This window comes from Haloferax profundi (assembly GCF_001469865.1).
GTDB classification, from domain to species: Archaea; Halobacteriota; Halobacteria; order Halobacteriales; family Haloferacaceae; genus Haloferax; species Haloferax profundi.
In genome coordinates, this window is record NZ_LOPV01000693.1 from 1 (window position 1) to 3,833 (window position 3,833).

Here is a 3,833-nt window from a genome sequence, read left to right on the forward strand (position 1 = left end):
TCCTCCGCAACGACCCGCAGTTCGAAGCGCTGGTCCGCCAGAACGAAGAACGGCAGGCGGCCCTCGAAATCATCTCGTTCTTCCGCGAGTTGACGACGAAAGGCAAGACCATCATCCTCACTGTCGACCCGTCGTCGGTCGACGAGGGGTCCATCGGGCCGTTCCGGTCTATCGCCGACGTCTACTTCGAACTGGAGATGGTCGAAGTCGGAAACGACGTTCGCCGGAACATCTTCGTGAAACGCTTCGCGGGGATGGGCCAGCAGGTCGGTGACCGCGTCGGGTTCTCGGTGCGGTCGGGAATCGGACTCGTCATCGAGTCCAGGAGTGTGGCATAGATGGCGACCGAACACGGCTCTGCCAGACTCTCGGACGACCTCAAACGCCTCGCTATGAAGTGGCCCCACCTCCGGGACCACCTCAAGCGCTTCCGTCAGATTACGGGTGAGTTCCCGATGCTCGTCGAAGACCCCGGTGACTACGAATCGCGGCGTCCGAACATCATCTACCACCTCGGTGGGCCCGTGTTCTGCCAAATCTACGGCAACTTCGGTGAGACGACCAAGTACTACGTCATCGAACCGGAGATGGACGAAGACGAACTCGAAGTGTTCGCGCGGGTCAAAGACAAACTGCTCGAACGCAGTGTCTCGAAACCAGCGCCCGAAGAGAGCGCCGACTACGAAGAGCGTATCGGCGAACTCCTCGAAGAAATCGTCCACATCGAAGGCGAGGACAACGGTCCACTCGGGTCGGTGGCGAAACGACTCGACGTGGTCGGTATCGAGGTTCCGCAGGTCACCTACGACAAAATCGAGTACCGACTCGTTCGCGACATCGTGGGGCTCGGACCGCTCGAACCCATCATGCGCGATCCGGAGAACGAAGACATTCACGTGATTGGTCCCAACCAGGTTGACGTCGACCACGGGACTTTCGGCCTGCTCGAGACCAGTGTCGAGTTCGACAGCACCGAGCAGTTCGACAACTGGCTTCGCAACATGGGTGAGCGTATCGGCGACCCAGTCTCCGACGCACACCCCATCGTGGACTCGACGCTCCCCGACGGGTCGCGTATCAACATCATCTACTCCGACGACGTGTCGCTGAAAGGGTCGTCGCTCACGATTCGTCAGGGTGACGACGTTCCGCTCTCTATCCTCCAGATTACGAAGTGGGGGACGCTCTCTCCCGAACTCTCGGCGTACCTCTGGATTGCACTGGAGAACGAACGGACGGTGTTCGTCGTCGGCGAGACGGCGTCGGGCAAGACCACGACGCTCAACGCCATCCTCTCGTTCATCCCACATGACTCGAAGATTTACACCGCAGAGGACACTGCCGAGGTGTTGCCGCCGCACGACACGTGGCAGCAACTCCTCACGCGTGAGGGTCGTGGGTCAGACTCCGAAGTCGACATGTTCGACCTGGTCGCCGCAGCACTCCGCTCTCGTCCCGACTACATCATCGTCGGGGAGGTCCGTGGTGAAGAGGGACGGATGGCCTTCCAGGCCGCACAGACCGGCCACCCGGTCATGCTCACGTTCCACGCATCCGACATCGTCTCGATGATTCAGCGTTTCACCGGCGACCCCATCAACGTCCCCGAGACGTTCATGTCGAACTGTGACATCGCGCTGTTCCAAAACCGGGTCAAGCGCGGAAACGACATCCTCCGGCGAGTGACGAGCGTCCAAGAAATCGAGGGGTACTCGAAAGAGATGGGCGGCGTCGTCACCCGCGAGGTGTTCTACTGGGACCCCGTCAACGACGACATCGTCTTCCAGGGGATGAACAACTCGTTCATCATGGAACAGAAAGTCGCGACTCTCCTCGGGTACGACGACACGCGGAAGATTTACGAGGACATCAAGTTCCGGGCGGAACTCATCCGTCGCGCGATACAGGAGAACGTCCTCGGGTATCACGAAGTGAACGAACTCATCGAGGACTACTACCGCGACGGAACCGAGGGACTGCCGTTCGATATGGCGAGGGTGTAAACACATGTCTGGGGAAACGAGTGCATCGGTGCAAGCGGTTCAGGTTCGAGACTTCGTCAGTGACGTCGTCGAGTCGTACGAGAAGATGCCGATGGAACTCTCCCGGTACCTCTTGTTGGTGCTGGGTCCGGCCATCGTGTTCTTCCTCTTTTCGATCGCGGGCACGATTGCACTTCCGCTCCCCATCCTCGTTCGCATCCCTATCTTCATGCTGGGGGCACTGCTCCTCGGTGGTGCTGTTCTGTATCCACGACTCCTCGTCGAGCAGACGAGACGAAGCCTCGAAAATCAGATTCACCTGCTCATCACGCACATGACGGTCCTGTCGACCACGAACATCGACCGTGTGGCCGTCTTTCGAACGCTCGCGCGCGAAGAAGAGTACGGCGAACTGGCGACTGAGATGAACCGCATCGTCCAGTTGGTCGACGCGTGGAACCAGTCGCTCGACGACGCGTGCGTGCGCCGGGCGCGGGAGATTCCGTCGAAACCGCTTTCGGACTTCCTCGACCGTCTCGCGTACGCAATCAACGCCGGTCAGAGCATCGACGACTTCCTGCTCGGCGAGCAGAACGCGATGATTCAAAAGTACATCACCGTCTACGAGAGTGCGCTCGGGAACCTCGAAGTCATGAAGGACCTCTACCTCTCGATGATTCTCTCGATGACGTTCGCCATCATCAACGCCATCGTCCTCCCTATCCTGACTGGGACAGACGCGACGATGACGATTGGTGCAGTCATCGTGCTGTTCGTCTTCGTGCAGATGGGCTTTTACTTCGTCATTCGGACGATGTCCCCGTACGACCCACTCTGGTTCCACCAGCGAGAGTACCGGACGAAGGCAGACCGACAAATCGACATCACGCTGTACGGTGCCGTTGGGCTCTCTATCGTGATGGTGTTCGTGCTGGCGATGGGGACGTTCAACCTGACTATCGTCGGCGAAATCGTCCGGCCAATCATGGTCGACCTCCCGATTCCGCTTCTCATCTCGACGCCACTGACGCCACTGGCCGTCCCCGGTATCGTCGCCCGGCGCCACGAGAAACGCATCGGCGAGCGTGACGAGGAGTATCCAGGCTTCATTCGTGCGCTGGGTGCGTCCGAGACGGCAAAACAGAGTACGACCACCGCCGTCTTGGAGACCCTGCGGAAGAAGGACTTCGGCGTCCTCTCGCGCGAGATTGGTCGGCTGCACACCAGACTCCGGATGCGCCTCGACCCAGACAGGTCGTGGTTCTTCTTCACCGCCGAGACGAACTCGTACCTCATCCAGAAGTTCAGTGAGATGTACAACGTCGGGCGCTCGATGGGTGGGAAGCCGAAAGTCCTCGGTGAACTCATCAGTCGGAACATGAACGAGATTATCAAACTCCGTCGGCAGCGCAAGCAGTCGACGATTACGCTCATCGGGGTCCTCTACGGTATCACCGCCTCTGCGTCGTTCGCGTTCTTCATCGGCCTCGAAGTCGTGGAGATTCTGGCGTCCTTCTCGACCCAGATGAACCTCGATAGCCTCCAGTTCGGGACGCTCATCTACGCGGGCGTCTACGACGTGCCCTTCATCGAGTACATGCTCACACTCATCATCCTGTTCAACGCCCTCCTCTCTTCGCTCATGATCCGCATGGTCGACGGTGGTCACAAAGCAAACGCGTATCTCCACTTCGTGGCACTCGTCTGGGTTGGTTCGCTCATGGCAGTCGCCACCTCGTCGCTCGCGGGAGCACTGATCAGCATATGACGGACGATCCAACACACCCACGAACTGCAGATTCAGGGGAGTCGGACGACCAGATGGTCGAAGATGCTCGCGCGCGAACGCCC

At 59.4% G+C, this 3,833-nt stretch carries 2 protein-coding genes and 1 pseudogene; all 3 read left to right on the forward strand.

Going from position 1 to position 3,833, the window contains the following annotated elements; genetic code table 11:
• Positions 1–338: pseudogene (locus tag AUR66_RS18845) on the forward strand (ATPase domain-containing protein); the annotation flags it as partial.
• Entirely contained in the window at positions 339–2,003 is a 1,665-nt protein-coding gene (locus AUR66_RS18850) for a type II/IV secretion system ATPase subunit (protein WP_058573649.1), read from the forward strand. It begins immediately after the preceding pseudogene.
• 4 nt (positions 2,004–2,007) lie between these two features.
• A complete protein-coding gene (gene flaJ, locus AUR66_RS18855) occupies positions 2,008–3,750 on the forward strand; it encodes an archaellar assembly protein FlaJ (RefSeq protein ID WP_058573650.1) in 1,743 nt (580 codons plus the stop codon).
• The last annotated feature ends 83 nt before the right edge of the window (positions 3,751–3,833 follow it).

Excerpts from the sequence above, each read along its gene's own strand:
- AUR66_RS18850 (WP_058573649.1), top strand. The coding sequence starts at position 339 with ATGGCGACCGAACACGGCTCTGCCAGACTCTCGGACGACCTCAAACGC.
- flaJ (WP_058573650.1), top strand. The coding sequence starts at position 2,008 with ATGTCTGGGGAAACGAGTGCATCGGTGCAAGCGGTTCAGGTTCGAGAC.